The following is a 15,415-nucleotide window of genomic DNA, read 5'->3' as shown; positions in this document are numbered from 1 at the left end:
ATCCCGAGGTGCCCTAGAGCCAGCGGGGCACCTACTCCTGCCTGTCCCATCCGGCTGTCATCTACAACCTTGCCCGGCTCGGCGTCACCGCGCTGGAGTTGATGCCGGTGCACCAGTTCGTCCAGGACTCGACCCTGCTCGAGAAGGGTCTGGCGAACTACTGTGGGTACAACACGATCGGGTTCCTGGCTCCGCACAACGCCTACAGCGCCTATGGCGACCGTGGATCGCAGGTCCAGGAGTTCAAGTCGATGGTCAAGTCGATGCACGCCGCCGGCATCGAGGTGATCCTCGACGTGGTCTACAACCACACCGCGGAGGGCAACCACCTCGGCCCGACGCTGAGCATGAAGGGCATCGACAACGCCGCCTACTACCGGCTCGTCGACGACGACAAGCAGTACTACATGGACTACACCGGCACCGGGAACTCCCTCAACGCCGGGCACCCGCACTCGCTGCAGCTGATCATGGACTCGCTGCGCTACTGGGTGACCGAGATGCACGTCGACGGCTTCCGCTTCGACCTGGCCGCCGCGCTCGCCCGCGAGTTCTACGAGGTCGACCGGCTCGCCACGTTCTTCGAGCTCGTGCAGCAGGACCCGGTGGTCAGCCAGGTCAAGCTGATCGCGGAGCCCTGGGACGTCGGCCCCGGCGGCTACCAGGTCGGCAACTTCCCGCCCCAGTGGACCGAGTGGAACGGCGCCTACCGCGACACGGTGCGTGACTTCTGGCGCGGCGAGCCGTCGCTCGGCGAGTTCGCCTCCCGGCTGTCCGGCTCGTCCGACCTCTACGAGCACTCGGGACGCAGGCCGGTCGCCAGCGTCAACTTCGTGACCGCCCACGACGGGTTCACGTTGCGCGACCTGGTGTCCTACAACGAGAAGCACAACGACGCCAACGGCGAGGACAACAACGACGGCGAGAGCCACAACCGGTCGTGGAACCACGGCGTCGAGGGCCCGACCGACGACCCCGAGATCCTCGGGGCGCGGGCCCGCGAGCAGCGCAACTTCATCGCGACGCTGCTGCTCAGCCAGGGCGTACCGATGCTCCTGCACGGTGACGAGCTCAGCCGCACCCAGCACGGCAACAACAACACCTACGCCCAGGACAGCGAGATCAGCTGGGTCCACTGGGACGAGGCCGACAAGCCGCTGATCGAGTTCACCGCGGCCGTCGCCCGGCTGCGCGCCGAGCACCCGACCTTCCGCCGCAAGCGCTTCTTCACCGGCAACACGGTGCGCACCGGCGACGGCGAGCGGCTGAACGACATCGTCTGGCTGGGCCTCGACGGCCAGCCGATGGAGGACGGCGACTGGGAGGGCGGCAAGGCGATCGGGATGTACCTCAACGGCGACGGCATCGCCGGCAAGGACGCCCGCGGCGGCACCATCACCGATGACCACTTCCTCCTCTACTTCAACGCCGACGGGCCGACCCAGGCCACCCTCCCGTCGGAGGAGTACGCCGCCGCGTGGGACGTCGTCATCGACACCGGCGGCGACGCCGACGCCGACCCGACGGTCCAGGCCGGCGCGACCTTCGACCTCACGACGCACACCCTCGTGGTGCTGCGCGAGCACGCGGAGCCCGAGACCGCCCCGGACCACTCGGTCGCCGCATCGCTGGCCGCGCGTTCGGGTACCGAGACCTCGTGACCGCTCCCATGGCCCCCCGCACGGACCGACCGAGGCCACGGAGCACCTACCGGCTCCAGGTCACGCCCGACTTCGACCTGCACGCCGCTGCGGGACGGCTGGCCTACCTCCACGACCTCGGCGTGGACTGGGTCTACCTCTCGCCGCTGCTGGCCTCCGAGCCCGGCAGCCAGCACGGCTACGACGTGGTCGCCTTCGACCACGTGGACCCCGAGCGCGGCGGCGAGAAGGGCCTCGCCGCCCTGTCCGCCGAGGCCCGCCGGCTCGGGATGGGCGTCCTCGTCGACATCGTGCCCAACCACGTCGGCGTCGCCACCCCGTCGGAGGACCCGTGGTGGTGGGACGTGCTGCGGCTGGGCCGCGAGTCCGAGCACGCGAGCGCCTTCGACGTGGACTGGTCGGCCGGCGACGGCCGCATCGTGATCCCCGTCATCGGCGACGACGACGAGGACGCGATCCGGATCGTCGTGTCGGACTCGGGGGAGGGCGAGGTCCGCTACCACGACCAGCGCTTCCCGCTCGCGCCCGGCACGAGCACGCTCGAGGAGCAGCACTACGAGCTGGTCAACTGGCGTGCCGCCGACGACGACCTCAACTACCGCCGCTTCTTCGCCGTCAACACCCTCGCCGCCGTGCGCGTCGAGGACCCCGAGGTCTTCGCCGACACGCACGTCGAGATCCGCCGCTGGTTCGAGGAGGGGCTCGTCGACGGCCTCCGCGTCGACCACCCCGACGGCCTCCGCGACCCCAAGCGCTACCTCGACGACCTCGCCGCCTTGACCGGTGGCGCCTACGTCCTGGTGGAGAAGATCCTCGAGCCCGGCGAGGAGCTGCCGACGTCGTGGGCGACCGACGGCACGACCGGCTACGACGTGCTCGCCCTCGTCGACCGGGTCCTCACCGACCCGGCGGGGGAGGAGCCGCTCACCCGCCTCGAGGACCGCCTGCGCGGAGCCCCCGTCGACTGGGCCGAGATGGTCCACGACAACAAGCGCGCCGTCGCCGACGGGATCCTGCACTCCGAGGTCAAGCGCATCTCCCGCGAGGTGCTGCGCATCGCCGAGGACGCGACCGAGGAGCCCGTCGAGGACGCCGTCGCCGAGCTGCTCGCCTGCTTCCCGGTCTACCGCTCCTACCTGCCCGAGGGGCGCCACCACCTCGACGAGGCGTTCGTTGCCGCGCGCGCCCACCGTCCCGACCTGGGCGCGACGTTCGACCTGCTCGAGCCGGTCCTCCACGACGAGTGGGGTCAGCCCGCCCGGCGCTTCCAGCAGACCTCGGGGATGGTCATGGCCAAGGGCGTCGAGGACTGCTCGTTCTACCGCTGGTCCCGGCTCACCTCGCTCAACGAGGTCGGCGCCGACCCGTCGGTCTTCTCCGTCGCCGCCGCGACGTTCCACGACGCGATGGTGCTGCGCCAGCGCGAGTGGCCACACGCCATGACGACCACTTCGACCCACGACACCAAGCGCGGCGAGGACGTCCGCGCCCGGATCGCCGTGCTGGCCGAGATCCCCGACGTGTGGGAGGCCGCGCTCGACGAGCTGCTCGCGCTCGTCCCGCTGCCGGACCCCGCCTTCGGGTCGTTGCTGTGGCAGGCGGTCCTCGGCGCCTGGACCCCCGAGCACCTGCCCGACCTCCGCGACCGGCTCCACGGCTACGCCGAGAAGGCGATGCGCGAGGCCGGCGACCGCACCACGTGGACCGAGCCCGACGAGGCGTACGAAGCCGCCGTGCACGCCGCCGTGGACGCCGTCTTCGACTCCGCCGACGTGCAACGGGTGCTGACCGAGCTGTGCGTCCACGTCGACGAGGCCGGGCGGAGCAACTCGCTCGCGCTCAAGCTCCTCGCGCTGACCGTGCCCGGCGTCCCCGACGTCTACCAGGGCAGCGAGCTCTGGGAGACCTCCCTGGTCGACCCCGACAACCGCCGCCCCGTCGACTTCGACCACCGCGCCGCCGTGCTGGCCGGCAGCGACTCCGACGACGCGGTCACCAAGCTGCACGTCACCTGCTCGGCCCTCACCCTGCGCCGCGAGCGGCCCGAGCTGTTCACGTCGTACGCCCCGGTCGCGGCCTCCGGGTCCGCCGCGGGCCACGTCGTCGCCTTCGACCGGGGTGGTGCGATCACCGTCGCCACCCGGCTGCCCGTCGGGCTCGCCCGCGACGGCGGGTGGGGCGACACCACCCTCGACCTGCCGGACGGCACGTGGCACGACCTGCTGACCGGCACCCGCACCGACGGTCGGCTCGCAGACCTGCTGGCGGCGCACCCCGTCGCCCTGCTCGTGAAGGAGAACTGAGATGGCGCGCGGTCCCTTCGACGTCTGGGCCCCCCGCCCGCAGCGGCTGCAGCTGAGCCTGGCCGGCGAGATCGTCGAGATGCTCCGCGACGACGACGACTGGTGGACGCCTGCGGAGCCGCTGCCGGGCTCGAGCGAGGCGGTGGACTACGGCTACCTCCTCGACGACGACCCCGACCCGCGGCCCGACCCGCGCTCGCGACGGCAGCCCGGCGGCGTGCACGGGCTGTCGCGGCGGGACCTCACGACGTACGAGTGGGGTGACGACGCGTGGACCGGCCGCCAGCTCGCGGGCGCGGTGATCTACGAGCTGCACGTCGGCACCTTCACGCCGCAGGGCGACCTCGACTCGGCCATCGGACGGCTCGACCACCTGGTCGACCTCGGCGTCGACTTCGTCGAGGTGATGCCGGTCAACGCCTTCAACGGCACCCACAACTGGGGCTACGACGGGGTCGGCTGGTTCGCCGTCCACGAGCAGTACGGCGGCGCGGACGCCTACCGACGCTTCGTCGACGCCTGCCACGCGGCCGGTCTCGGTGTCGTGCAGGACGTGGTGCACAACCACCTCGGCCCGTCGGGCAACTACCTGCCCCTGTTCGGGCCCTACCTCAAGGACGGCCGCAACACCTGGGGCGACCTGGTCAACCTCGACGGCGAGGGCTCGACCGAGGTGCGCCGCTACATCCTCGACAACGTGCGGATGTGGTTCGAGGAGCTGCACGTCGACGCGCTCCGCCTGGACGCCGTGCACGCGCTGAGCGACACCTCCGAGGTGCACCTGCTGGAGGAGATGGCGATCGAGACGGCAGCGCTGTCCGCGCACCTGCGCAAGCCGCTCACCCTCATCGCGGAGTCCGACCTCAACGACACGCGCCTGGTCACCCCGCGCGAGGCGGGCGGCTACGGCCTCGACGCGCAGTGGAGCGACGACTTCCACCACGCCGTGCACGTCGCGCTGAGCGGCGAGACGGCCGGCTACTACGCCGACTTCGAGCCGCTGGAGGCGCTGGCCAAGGTCTGCGAGCGCGGCTTCTTCCACGACGGCACGTTCTCGTCGTTCCGCGAGCGCGACCACGGGGTGCCCGTCGACACCGAGAAGATGCCGACGTGGCGACTGGTCGTGGCCAACCAGAACCACGACCAGATCGGCAACCGCGCCCGCGGCGACCGGCTGGCCGAGCACCTCGACGACGACCAGCTCGCGTGTGCCGCGCTGCTGACGCTCGCCGGGCCCTTCACCCCGATGCTCTTCATGGGGGAGGAGTGGGCGGCGTCGTCGCCGTTCCAGTTCTTCACGTCCCACCCGGAGCCGGATCTCGGGAAGGCGACCGCCGAGGGTCGCATCGCCGAGTTCGAGAAGATGGGCTGGGACCCGGCCACCGTGCCGGACCCGCAGGACCTGGAGACCTTCCACCGCTCCCGCCTCGACTGGGACGAGCTCGACCGTGGGCGGCACGCGATCGTGCTCGACTGCTATCGCCGCCTCGGGCGGCTGCGGCGCGAGCTGCAGCAGCTGACCGACCCGGCCTTCACGTCGGTGTCCTGCTCGGTCGAGGGACGGCTCTTCACGATGCGACGCGGCGACCTGCTGGTCGTGGTCAACGCCGGCGAGACGGCGGTGTCGGTGCCCGTCGACCAGACCGAGGTGCTCTTCGAGACCCCGTGCGGGGTGGTGCTCGACAACGGTGTGCTCGCCGTCCCGCCGCACGGGGGCGCCCTGCTCGGCTGAGCGCCCCTCGCGACTCGCCTCAGACGCCTTCCTGCACCTGGAAGATCCGGTCGGCCACGAGGCCGTGGGCCTCGCGGTGCACGGTGTTGGCGGCGTCGGCGCTGGGCGCCTCGACGAGGCAGAAGATCTGACCCTTGTCCTCGTCGACCCAGTAGCGCTGGTAGCTGACGCCGTGCGGGCCCTGGGTGGCCAGGTCGGCCTGGTGGGCCTTGGCGACGTCGTCCATCGTGACGCCCTCCCCGAGGAAGTGGACGTCCATGTAGAGAGGCATTGCTGTTGTCCTTTCGAAGGTGTCGTGCTGACTCCTCCAGTGGACGCCACCGGGGCGGTCCGGCTCATCGGTAGTCACTACCCAGATGTGCCGCCGGCACCACCCATCACGAGGTCGCGGCGACTACGGACGCCGACCTTGGCGAGGATCGACGCGACGTGGTGCTCGGCCGTGCGACGCGAGATCACGAGGGTCTCGGCGATCGCCGCGTCGCCCAGGCCCCGGGCCACGAGGTCGTACACCTCCTGCTCACGCGCCGTGAGCCCGTGGGGGTGTGCGCTCGAGCGGGTCGCCCGCGGCACGGGTGCGCCCTGCTGCTGGAGCATCGACCGGGCCCGGGCGGCCGCCGCCGAGGTGCCCAGCCGGTCGAAGATCCGCGCCGCCGCGGCGAGCAGCTCGGCGTCACCGCTGCGGGCGAGGGCGAGCGCCTGCTCGAAGGGCGACTCGACCCCCTCCCAGAAGGTCGCCGCCTCGGCCCAGCGGCCCTCGCGCTCCAGGTCGTACGGCGGCGCCAGAGGCGGTCCGGCCTCGAGGTCGGCGGGCAGCCACGTCGCCACCTGGCCGCGGTGCCAGGGACAGTCGACGTCGGCCACCAGGGGCCAGGCCTCGGTGGCGATCGCCGCGACCGCGTCCTCGTCGCCCGCGATCCAGGCGGCCTCGCAGCGGGCGGCGGCCGTGGGACCCACCCGCTGGGCCTCGTTCATCGCGCCGGCGAGCTCGACGGCACGGGCGAAGCCCTCCTCGCCCGATCCGGCACCCGTCCGCACGTCGAGCTGGGCCACGACGAGCAGGGGCTCCAGCATCCCGACCGCGCTGCCGCCGGCGCGCAGCACGACCGTCGCGTCGGCGCGGGCGGCTGCCTCGTCGGCGCGGTCGAGGTGGAGCCGCGAGCGCAGCGCGAGCAGGTAGGTGGTCCAGGGGTCGAGGTCCCGGTCCGTGCAGTAGGTGACGCCCTCGTCGAGCCAGCGGTGCGCGTCGGCGTGGCGGCGCTGGGCGACGGCGGTGGAGGCCAGGTTGCAGTAGGCGCGCGCGGCGTGCTCGTGGAGGTTGGCGGCGCGGGCGCCGTCGAGGGACTCCTCCAGCATCCGGTGACCGCGGTCGAAGTCGCCGGCGGTGACCTCGATGGTGCCGAGGTTGTTGAGCGCATGGACGCGGACCTCGTCCTGCCCGGAGCCGTCGGGAAGAGCGTCGAGGAGGGTGAGGGTGCGCTCGCCCCACTCGCGCGTGGGCGCCAGGCGGGTCGCCAGCATCGACAGCTGGGCGCGGTTGCTGAGCGCCATGGCCTGCTCCACCGAGTCGGTGCCCTCGAGCAGGCCCACGGCGCGGTCGGCGTCGGCGTGGGCCTGCTCGCTGTGTCCGGCGAACCACTCCAGCCGGGACTGGCAGCGCCAGGCGTCACCGACCCGCAAGGCGTCGCCCAGAGAGTCCCAGAGCTCGCGGGCACGCCTGACGGTCGCGATGGACTCCTCGATGCGGCTGGTGAGGTAGTACTCGTAGCCGAGGTCCCAGAGCAGCTGGGCGCGCTCGGCGGGGGGCAGGTCGTCGGCGTGGCGCAGGGCGCGCTCGTACTGTCGCGACGCCTCGCGGTGCGCCCCCAGCACCGCGGCACTCGCGGCCGCGTCCCGGGCGTGGACCAGCACGGCGTCCCTGTCCCCGGCGGCATCGGCGTGGTGGGCCAGGCGCGCAGGATCCGCGCCGCGCAGCTGCAGTGCGCCCAGGAGTCGGCGGTGGAGGTGGATCGCGCGACCGGCGGGGACCTCGCCGGCGACGGCGAGCCGGGCGAGCTCGTGGCGGAACAGCACGTCGTCGCCGGACATCCTGAGCAGGCCGCGGGCCAGGGGCTCGTCGAGCGCGGTCAGGCCGGTCTGCAGCAGGTCGCCGACCAGGGCGACCTCGGCCCGCGACCCGGCCAGCGCGACCAGCTCCAGTGCCCTGCTGCTCGCCTCGTCGAGGCGGGCGACGCGGGCCAGCACCGCATCGCGGACGGTCTGCGGGAGCTCGCCGGCGGCCGCCAGCGCCTCTGTGACGAAGAACGGGTTGCCCCCGGTGACGGCGTACAGCTCGGCGGCCTCGGCCCCCTCGCCCACACCGTGCTCGGCGGCGAGCCGGGCGACGCCCTCCCGGGTGAGGGGGGAGAGATCGATCCGACGCGTGCCTGCGGCGGAGGCGGTGTCGCCGAGGAGCACGCGCAACCGGTCGCCGACGGTCGTGTCCTCGGGGCGGTAGCTCGCCACCACCAGGGCGGGGCAGGCGTGGATCCGCCGGGCGAGGTGGCGCAGCAGGTCGAGGGTGGCCTCGTCGGCACAGTGGACGTCCTCGAAGACCAGGACACGCGCCCCCGACCCCGCCGGCGCACGCAGGGCGGCCAGCACGTTGGCGAAGACCTGGGACCGCGACGCGTCGTCCGGCCACACGTCGCTCGGCAGGTCCGGGAGCATGTCGGCCAGCGGACCCAGCGGCGGCGGTGTCGTCGAGCCGTCGCAGTAGCCGATGGCCACCTGCACGTCCGCCCGAGACGCGATCTCCTCGAGGAAGGTCGTCTTCCCGACTCCGGCCTCGCCCCCGACGTAGACCAGCCGCCCGTGCCCGGAAGCCGCATCGGCGAGGTAGTCCATCGCCGCGCGCAGCTGCTCGTCACGCTCCAGGAGCGACATGGCGACATGCTAGATCCGATCGGCCGCAACTTTCCGTCCGTGGTCGACGTCTCCCTCCCGACCGGGCCCTCAGGGCCGTCGCACCAGACCACGGGGACTCCCATGAACCGCATCACCGCCTGGGCCACCGCAGCCGCGCTGGCCGTCAGCCCACTCGCGCTCGCCACCACGACGTACGCCGCTCCGGCCAAGGCCGACGCCTACTCGGTGACCGCCAAGATCAACAAGACCGTCGCCATCGGCAAGGAGACCACGCTCAAGGTGCGTGGCCGCGTCACGCCCAGGGCGGCCGGCCAGAAGGTCGTCCTGCAGCAGCGGGTCGGCAACAAGTTGACGTGGAAGGCGACCGGCACCGCGAAGATCAAGAAGAACGGCACCTACGTCCTCAAGGACGACCCCTCGACCCCCGGCAAGCGGTCCTACCGCGTCCTCAAGCCCGCCTCCAACGGCGTCGCCAAGGGCTTCAGCCCGTCGCTGGCCGTCGTGGTCTACAGCTGGGAGCGGCTCGGCTTCCGCACTCCCGGCCCGCAGCTCAACGTGGCCGTCGACGGGGCGACCATCGGCACCGACTACTTCCCGACCAGCCTGGTGACCGGCCTGGCCGGGGCGCCGTCGTCGATCGAGTACACGCTCGGTCGCAAGTGCCTCGAGCTGCGCGCGGCGTACGCCCTCACCGACGCCTCCGCGAGCGGCTCCACCGGCTCGGTCACCGTCACCACCGACGGTGCCGTGGCCGCCACCCACCCGCTGACCGTGGGCACGATCGTGGCGGACGAGACGATCGACATCGAGGACGCCTTCCGCCTGAGGTTCGACCTCACGACGAGCGCCACGCCGACCGGCTTCGCCGCGGTCGCCACGCCCGAGGTGCTCTGCACGCGCTGACCGCCGGCGCCTCGGACCGCAGCGGCGGGCACACCACGGGTACAGGCCCCGTGGGGTGCCCGCCTCTGCTTTCGACACTCCTGACGGCCGCGCCGTAGTGTTGCGCCTTGTGGCAGGCATCGACTACGACGCAGAGATCAAGCAGCTCCAGGCGACGATGAAGACCATCGGCTCGGTGCTCAACATCGACCGGATGCGCGGTGAGATCGCTGACCTGAGCGAGCAGGTGGCCGCTCCCGACCTGTGGGACGACGTCGAGAGCGCGACCCGCATCACCGGCCGCCTCTCCGCCCTGCAGGGCGAGCTCGACCGCTTCACCGGTCTCGAGAGCCGCATCGAGGACCTCGGCCTGATGGTGGAGATGGCCCAGGACGAGGGCGACGCCGACTCGCTCGCCGACTCCGAGCGCGAGCTCGCCCGGATCAAGAAGTCCGTGGAGTCCCTCGAGATCCGCACGCTCCTCGCCGGTGAGTACGACGAGCGCGAGGCGATCGTGACGATCCGCTCGGGCGCCGGTGGCGTCGACGCCGCTGACTTCGCCGAGATGCTCATGCGGATGTACACGCGCTGGGCCGAGCAGCACAAGTACGGCGTCGAGGTCTACGACGTGTCGTACGCCGAGGAGGCGGGCATCAAGTCCGCCGAGTTCGCGATCCACGCCCCCTACGCCTACGGCACCCTCTCCGTCGAGGCCGGCACCCACCGCCTCGTGCGGATCAGCCCCTTCGACAACCAGGGCCGCCGCCAGACCTCCTTCGCCGCCGTCGAGGTGGTGCCGGTGCTCGAGCAGACCGACGAGATCGAGGTCGACGAGAACGAGATCCGCACCGACGTCTTCCGCTCCGGCGGTCCCGGCGGCCAGTCGGTCAACACCACCGACTCCGCGGTGCGGCTGACGCACATCCCGACAGGGATCGTCGTCTCCTGCCAGAACGAGAAGTCGCAGCTGCAGAACAAGGCCTCCGCGATGGTCGTGCTCAAGGCCAAGCTCCTCGCGCGGAAGAAGGCCGAGGAGGCCGCGCTCAAGAAGGACCTCAAGGGCGACGTCCAGGCCAGCTGGGGCGACCAGATGCGCAACTACGTCCTCAACCCCTACCAGGTCGTCAAGGACCTGCGGACCGGCCACGAGTCCGGCAACCCCAGCGCCGTGTTCGACGGCGACCTCGACGACTTCATGGAGGCCGGCATCCGCTGGCGCAGGGGAGCCGACCAGGTGGACGCCTGATCCCCTGGGACCCCTCCCAGGGCAGTCGCAGGATCGAGTGGAGCGCGCCGGCATCGGGCGGTCTGCACCGGTCGACGTGGCCACACGCCCGGCACCGGCCCCCGGTTGCACTGCGGTGCGCGTTTCGAGAACCCGCGCACCCCTCACGTAGCCTCGACGCGTGATTCGCTTCGAGAAGGTGACCAAGGCCTACCCCGGCCACCCGCACCCCGCCCTCGACAACATCTCCGTCGACGTGGAGAAGGGGGAGTTCGTCTTCCTCGTCGGGTCGTCCGGCTCGGGCAAGTCGACCTTCCTGCGGCTCGTGCTCCGCGAGTACCGCCCGTCGTCGGGTCGGGTCTACGTCGCCGGCAAGGAGATCAACCGGCTCGCCAGCTGGAAGGTGCCGCGGCTGCGCCGTGACATCGGCACCGTCTTCCAGGACTTCCGGCTGCTGCCCAACAAGACCGTGACCGAGAACGTCGCCTTCGCGCTCCAGGTGATCGGCAAGTCGCGCAAGGAGATCAAGGACCTCGTCCCCGAGACGCTGGAGCTGGTCGGCCTCAGCGGCAAGGGCGACCGGATGCCCGACGAGCTCTCCGGTGGCGAGCAGCAGCGCGTCGCCGTGGCCCGCGCCTTCGTCAACCGGCCGATGATCCTGATCGCCGACGAGCCGACCGGGAACCTCGACCCGACCACGTCGGTCGGCATCATGAAGCTCCTCGACCGCATCAACCGCACCGGGACGACCGTGGTCATGGCCACGCACGACTCCGGCATCGTCGACCAGATGCGCAAGCGCGTCATCGAGCTCGAGAACGGCCACGTCGTGCGCGACCAGGCGCAGGGCGTCTACGGCCACCAGAACTGATCATCCCCAGATCTTCGTCCACAGATCGAGAGCCTCCCCTCCCATGCAGCTTCGTTACGTCTCCTCCGAGCTCGGTCAGGGCCTGCGACGCAACCTGTCCATGCACCTCGCGGTGGTGCTGACCCTCTTCGTCTCCCTGACGCTGGTCGGCATCGGTGTGCTGTTCAACCAGCAGGCCGCCAAGGCGGCCGACCACTGGGGCAACCAGCTCCAGATCACGGTCTACCTCTGCCGGGTCAACGACAGCAGCGCGGTCTGCCCCAACCCGGTGACCGACGCGCAGAAGACCGAGATCTCCCAGGTGGTCGAGGACAACCCGGAGGTCGACGACTTCCACTTCGAGTCCAGCGAGCAGGCCCTCGACAAGGCCCGCGAGCTCTACGGCGACGAGCTGTTCTCCGGCGACAACCCGGCGATCACCGCCGAGGACATGCCGCAGACGATCTGGATCACCCTGCAGGACCCGGAGCAGTACGAAGGCATCACCTCGGCGGTGCAGGGGCTCGACGGCGTCTCCAAGGTCCGCGACATGCGAGAACAGGTGGCGCCGATCCTGGAGTCGATCAACATGCTCCAGTGGGTGGCGCTCGGCACGGCCGGGTTCCTGGTCTTCGCCGCCCTGCTGCTGGTGGCCAACACGATCCGGCTCGCGGCCTTCGCGCGACGCAAGGAGATCGGCATCATGCGGCTCGTGGGCGCCTCCACGCTCTACATCGCCCTGCCCTTCCTCCTCGAGGCGCTGGTCACCGCACTCATCGGCGTCGCGCTCGCCGGCGGGGCACTGTGGGGCTTCATGTACTTCGGCATCGACGAGTTGTCGCAGAACCGGTTGAAGTTCGTGCCGTGGATCGGCTGGGACGAGTTCTGGCTCGCCGCAGGGTCCGTCGCGATCCTCGGGCCGCTGCTCACGTTGCTCCCGACACTCGTGTTGACGCGCAAATACCTCAAAGTCTGATCCGCGGGGGTTAGCGTCAGGTCGTCTCCCCTCGGGGAGGCACCTTCCCCGCTTCCCCGAACGCAAAGGCTTCCCCCGGTGCGTCACTTCCCCCGTACCGCTCATCGCCGCATGGCCGCATCACTGATCGCGGTCATGGCTGTGGGTGTCTCCGCCGTCCCGGTCGCCCACGCCGACGACCTCAAGGACAAGCAGCGCCACGTCGAGCGCGAGCTCAAGGGCGCCTCCAAGGACCTCGACGAGTCCAGCGCCCAGCTGCAGAAGGCCGCCGCGCGTCTCGAGGCCGCGCAGGGCCAGCTGTCGGTCGCCAAGACCGAGCTCGCCACCGCGCGCGGCAAGGTCGAGGTGGCCCAGGAACGCGACGCCGAGATGCAGGCCGAGCTGGCCACCGCCGAGGCCGAGCTGGCCGCGGCCGAGGCCGCGCTCGCCCAGGGCGAGGTCGACCGCGAGACCCAGCGCCAGCAGGTCGCCACCACCGTCGCCGACATGTACTCCGAGGGCGACCCCGAGCTGATCGCCTTCTCCTCGCTGATGGACGCCGAGTCGACCGAGGAGCTCACCCGCCGCGACGGCGTACGCGACGTGATCGTGGGACAGGAGGCCCGGGCGTACGACGAGCTGAAGGCCGCCGAGGTGCTCCTCGAGGTCCAGGAGCAGCAGGTCTCCGACGCCCGCGACGAGGTGGCCGCCCAGCGCGAGGCCGCCGCCGAGCACCTCGTGCTGATGCAGTCGCTCGAGGCCGACCAGCAGGCCGCCAAGGACTCCGTGGTGTCGCTGGTCATCGAGCGGCGCGACGCCCGCGTCGAGGCCCGCGCGGCCCGCGCCAAGGACCTCGCCAAGCTCGCCAAGCTCAAGAAGGAGCAGGACCGGATCGAGGAGATGCTGCGCAAGCGGGCCCTGGCCGCGCTGCGCCGCGCCCGCGCCCAGGCCCGCTCGCAGTCGAGCGGCCCGACCGCCGGCCTGCTGGCGCACCCGGTCGACGGCTACGTCACCTCGCCCTTCGGCTACCGCGAGCACCCGATCTACCACTACTGGGGCCTCCACGACGGCGTCGACTTCGGCGGCGGGTGCGGTACGCCGCTCAAGGCGGCCGCGCCGGGACGCGTCATCTCGTCCTACTGGAGCGGCGTCTACGGCAACCGCCTCATCATCGACAACGGGGCGCTGGCCGGCCGCGGCGTCGCGACGATCTACAACCACGCCAGCAGCTACAACGTCGGCGTCGGCGACCAGGTCGCCGAGGGCCAGGTCATCGGCTACGAGGGCGACACCGGTTGGTCGACCGGCTGCCACCTGCACTTCACGGTGATGGTCAACGGCCAGGCCGTGGATCCGATGAACTGGTTCTAAGGCATTGGACATCGCCTGAGAGAATGGCTCCATGGCGAAGGAGCAGGGCCAGAAGATGGTCGCGCAGAACAAGAAGGCCCGCCACGACTACCACATCGAGGACACCTGGGAGGCCGGGCTCGTCCTGGTCGGCACCGAGGTGAAGTCGCTGCGGATGGGCCGCGCGTCCCTCGTCGACGGCTTCGCCGAGATCGACAACGGTGAGGCCTGGCTGCTCGGCGTGCACATCCCGGAGTACACCCAGGGCACCTGGACCAACCACTCCGCTCGTCGGCGCCGCAAGCTCCTGCTCAATCGCACCGAGATCGACAAGATCGAGCGCAAGATCACCGACAAGGGCTACACGATCATCCCGTTGTCGCTCTACTTCAAGGACGGCCGCGCCAAGGTCGAGATCGCGCTGGCCAAGGGCAAGAAGTCCTACGACAAGCGCCACACCCTGGCCGAGCGCACGGCCAACCGCGAGAAGATCGACGCCGTGCAGCGCCGGCTCAAGGGCCACAGGGATTGAGCACCTCCCGCTGGTCGAGCGAGGTCGAGACCACCCGTGCCTTCGCCGATGCCCTCGGCCTCCCCGGGCTGAGCGACCTCCACACCCACTTCCTGCCGCCGCGCGTGATGGCCAAGGTGCGCGCGCAGTTCGACGCCGCCGGACCGCTGATCGGCCGGCCGTGGCCGCTGCACTACCGCGACGAGGACGACGCGCTCGTCGAGACCCTGCGCTCCTTCGGCGTACGCCGCTTCACCGCCCTGCCCTACGCGCACAAGCCCGACATGGCCGAGTTCCTCAACGACTGGGCGGCGGGCTTCGCCGAGCGGGTGCCCGAGGCCGCGGTGTGCGGCACGTTCTTCCCCGAGCCCGGCGTGGCGGCGTACGTCGCCTCCCGCGCGGAGACCGTCGCGGTCTGGAAGGTGCACGTCCAGGTGGGCGCCTTCACGGTCACCGACCCGCTGCTCGACGAGACGTGGGGACTGGTCGCCGAGACCGGCACGCCGGTCGTGCTGCACGCCGGCAGCGGCCCCGTCGCCACCGAGCACACCGGCCCCGGTCCGCTCGCGGCGCTGCTGGCGCGGCACCCGCGGCTGCGGCTGGTGATCGCGCACGCGGGCGCGCCGGAGTACGCCGAGTTCCTCGCCCTCGCCGAGACCTACGACCGGGTCGCCCTCGACACGACGATGGCCTTCACGCCGTTCTTCGAGGAGATGGGCGGCGCCTACCCGCCGGGGCTGCTGCCGCGCCTGCGCGACCTCGGGCTCGCCGGCAGGGTCCACCTCGGCAGCGACTTCCCCAACATCCCCTACCCCTACGCCGTCCAGCTCGAGGCGCTCGAGCGCCTGGACCTGGGGGAGGGGTGGCTGCGCGCGGTGTGCTGGGCCAACACCGAGGCGCTGCTGGGCTAGATGTGATGCCCAGCCAGGTTGTTCAACCTGGCGATGGGGGCGGCCTTCCCGATTGCTGAGTGGGGCCGGTGGTGGTTGTACTCGTGGATCCATGCTGGCAGAGCGGCGAGTCGGGCGGATTCGGAGTT

12 protein-coding genes and 1 pseudogene are annotated in these 15,415 nt (G+C 71.2%); 10 read left to right on the top strand and 3 right to left on the bottom strand.

What is annotated here, in order from left to right:
- The 3 genes and pseudogenes from glgX to treZ form a co-directional block, all read left to right on the top strand.
- Positions 1-1,661: pseudogene (gene glgX / locus JWN97_RS05010) on the top strand (glycogen debranching protein GlgX); the annotation flags it as partial.
- Entirely contained in the window at positions 1,658-3,964 is a 2,307-nt protein-coding gene (gene treY, locus JWN97_RS05005; protein ID WP_297619247.1) for a malto-oligosyltrehalose synthase, read from the top strand. The pseudogene glgX and the gene treY, both read left to right, overlap by 4 nt.
- 1 nt (position 3,965) lies before the next feature.
- Positions 3,966-5,696 carry a malto-oligosyltrehalose trehalohydrolase gene (gene treZ, locus JWN97_RS05000; protein ID WP_297619244.1) on the top strand — a complete coding sequence of 577 codons (1,731 nt, stop codon included), beginning with the start codon at positions 3,966-3,968 and terminating at the stop codon, positions 5,694-5,696.
- 19 nt (positions 5,697-5,715) lie between these two features.
- On the opposite strand, the gene JWN97_RS04995 is transcribed toward treZ, so the two are convergent.
- Together JWN97_RS04995 and JWN97_RS04990 are read right to left on the bottom strand one after the other, a co-directional pair.
- A complete protein-coding gene (locus tag JWN97_RS04995) occupies positions 5,716-5,967 on the bottom strand; it encodes a DUF4242 domain-containing protein (protein WP_297619241.1) in 252 nt (83 codons plus the stop codon).
- Positions 5,968-6,044: 77 nt separating this feature from the next.
- Positions 6,045-8,621: an AAA family ATPase gene (locus JWN97_RS04990; RefSeq protein WP_297619238.1), complete on the bottom strand. Its 2,577-nt coding sequence runs from the start codon at positions 8,619-8,621 to the stop codon at positions 6,045-6,047.
- A gap of 102 nt (positions 8,622-8,723) precedes the next feature.
- Between JWN97_RS04990 and JWN97_RS04985 the strand changes: the two genes are divergently transcribed.
- The 7 genes from JWN97_RS04985 to JWN97_RS04955 all read left to right on the top strand — a co-directional run bounded on the left by JWN97_RS04985 (position 8,724) and on the right by JWN97_RS04955 (position 15,287).
- Positions 8,724-9,506: a hypothetical protein gene (locus tag JWN97_RS04985; protein ID WP_297619235.1), complete on the top strand. Its 783-nt coding sequence runs from the start codon at positions 8,724-8,726 to the stop codon at positions 9,504-9,506.
- A 109-nt stretch (positions 9,507-9,615) separates the two neighbouring features.
- On the top strand, positions 9,616-10,731 hold the full coding sequence (gene prfB, locus JWN97_RS04980) for a peptide chain release factor 2 (RefSeq protein ID WP_297619232.1): 1,116 nt from the start codon (positions 9,616-9,618) through the stop codon (positions 10,729-10,731).
- 160 nt (positions 10,732-10,891) lie between these two features.
- Positions 10,892-11,581, top strand: a complete 690-nt coding sequence (ftsE, locus tag JWN97_RS04975) for a cell division ATP-binding protein FtsE (RefSeq protein ID WP_297619229.1) — start codon at positions 10,892-10,894, stop codon at positions 11,579-11,581.
- A 43-nt stretch (positions 11,582-11,624) separates the two neighbouring features.
- Positions 11,625-12,536 carry a permease-like cell division protein FtsX gene (ftsX, locus tag JWN97_RS04970; RefSeq protein WP_297619225.1) on the top strand — a complete coding sequence of 304 codons (912 nt, stop codon included), beginning with the start codon at positions 11,625-11,627 and terminating at the stop codon, positions 12,534-12,536.
- Between the two features lie 111 nt (positions 12,537-12,647).
- Entirely contained in the window at positions 12,648-13,886 is a 1,239-nt protein-coding gene (locus JWN97_RS04965; RefSeq protein ID WP_297619222.1) for a M23 family metallopeptidase, read from the top strand.
- 31 nt (positions 13,887-13,917) lie between these two features.
- Positions 13,918-14,397 carry an SsrA-binding protein SmpB gene (gene smpB, locus JWN97_RS04960; RefSeq protein WP_297619219.1) on the top strand — a complete coding sequence of 160 codons (480 nt, stop codon included), beginning with the start codon at positions 13,918-13,920 and terminating at the stop codon, positions 14,395-14,397.
- On the top strand, positions 14,394-15,287 hold the full coding sequence (locus JWN97_RS04955) for an amidohydrolase family protein (RefSeq protein ID WP_297619216.1): 894 nt from the start codon (positions 14,394-14,396) through the stop codon (positions 15,285-15,287). The genes smpB and JWN97_RS04955 overlap by 4 nt, the downstream gene beginning before the upstream one ends.
- On the opposite strand, the gene JWN97_RS04950 is transcribed toward JWN97_RS04955, so the two are convergent.
- Positions 15,284-15,415, bottom strand: a 132-nt coding sequence (locus JWN97_RS04950; protein ID WP_297619249.1) for an integrase core domain-containing protein, incomplete at its 5' end; no start/stop codon positions are given. The two genes, JWN97_RS04955 and JWN97_RS04950, sit on opposite strands and share 4 nt — an antisense overlap.

The organism is Nocardioides sp. (assembly GCF_025965415.1).
Taxonomy (GTDB): Bacteria; Actinomycetota; Actinomycetes; order Propionibacteriales; family Nocardioidaceae; genus Nocardioides.
The sequence above is the reverse complement of the archived record's forward strand: the minus strand, read 5'-3'. Positions and strand labels throughout refer to the sequence as shown.

What these genes read in the sequence shown, in the direction of transcription:
- JWN97_RS04995 (WP_297619241.1), bottom strand. Translation starts at nt 5,967, where the DNA reads ATGCCTCTCTACATGGACGTCCACTTCCTCGGGGAGGGCGTCACGATG.
- JWN97_RS04990 (WP_297619238.1), bottom strand. Translation starts at nt 8,621, where the DNA reads ATGTCGCTCCTGGAGCGTGACGAGCAGCTGCGCGCGGCGATGGACTAC.
- ftsX (WP_297619225.1), top strand. Translation starts at nt 11,625, where the DNA reads ATGCAGCTTCGTTACGTCTCCTCCGAGCTCGGTCAGGGCCTGCGACGC.
- smpB (WP_297619219.1), top strand. Translation starts at nt 13,918, where the DNA reads ATGGCGAAGGAGCAGGGCCAGAAGATGGTCGCGCAGAACAAGAAGGCC.
- JWN97_RS04985 (WP_297619235.1), top strand. Translation starts at nt 8,724, where the DNA reads ATGAACCGCATCACCGCCTGGGCCACCGCAGCCGCGCTGGCCGTCAGC.
- JWN97_RS04965 (WP_297619222.1), top strand. Translation starts at nt 12,648, where the DNA reads ATGGCCGCATCACTGATCGCGGTCATGGCTGTGGGTGTCTCCGCCGTC.
- treZ (WP_297619244.1), top strand. Translation starts at nt 3,966, where the DNA reads ATGGCGCGCGGTCCCTTCGACGTCTGGGCCCCCCGCCCGCAGCGGCTG.